Here is a 635-nt window from a genome sequence, read left to right on the forward strand (position 1 = left end):
TGGGCCTATAGCTCAGCTGGTCAGAGCGCACGCCTGATAAGCGTGAGGTCGGTGGTTCAAGTCCACTTAGGCCCATTGGATGGGGCCTTAGCTCAGCTGGGAGAGCGCCTGCTTTGCAAGCAGGAGGTCATCGGTTCGATCCCGATAGGCTCCACCATATCAAGGTAAGAGGTTTCAACGTAGTTGCTTTGCGTCTGCGTCTACAAGCGGATTCGGAGAAGCTGAATTCCTCGACGCAAACCAGCGAAGAAGCGAATTCAAAGGAGCTACTTTGCGTCTGTGCCTGCGTCTGCTAGCAGGTTCAGGGAAGCAAGATTCCTCGGCACAAGACTGCAGAGAAGCAAATTCAAGAAGCAGTCTCGTTCCTTGAAAACTAGATAACCGGAAAAGCGGAGGCTCGTAATTTCGCCTAAAGGCAGCCCGCGTCCTGCGGGCAACGGCGAAATATCGCCATCGTGGCGATCGCGATGGGCAAATGTTCTTCGCCTGGAGGGATGTTCACATCCCGAAGGCGAAGGTTATTTGACCCCGAGCGGCGGCGAGCCGAAGCTAGACAGTAAGGAAGAAGCCGAGAGCGCAATAGGTTAAGCTGGAAAGGGCGCACGGTGGATGCCTTGGCACTAGGAGCCGATGAA

2 tRNA genes are annotated in these 635 nt (G+C 55.0%); both read left to right on the forward strand.

The features are described from left to right. Position 1: 1 nt before the first annotated feature. Positions 2 to 75: transfer RNA gene (locus tag ABS784_RS16915), tRNA-Ile, on the forward strand. Positions 76 to 81: 6 nt separating this feature from the next. Beyond that, a tRNA-Ala gene (locus ABS784_RS16920) sits at positions 82 to 157 on the forward strand. Positions 158 to 635 lie beyond the last annotated feature (478 nt).

The sequence above is a fragment of the Geobacillus sp. G4 genome, from assembly GCF_040327975.1.
Lineage (GTDB): Bacteria > Bacillota > Bacilli > Bacillales > Anoxybacillaceae > Geobacillus > Geobacillus thermoleovorans.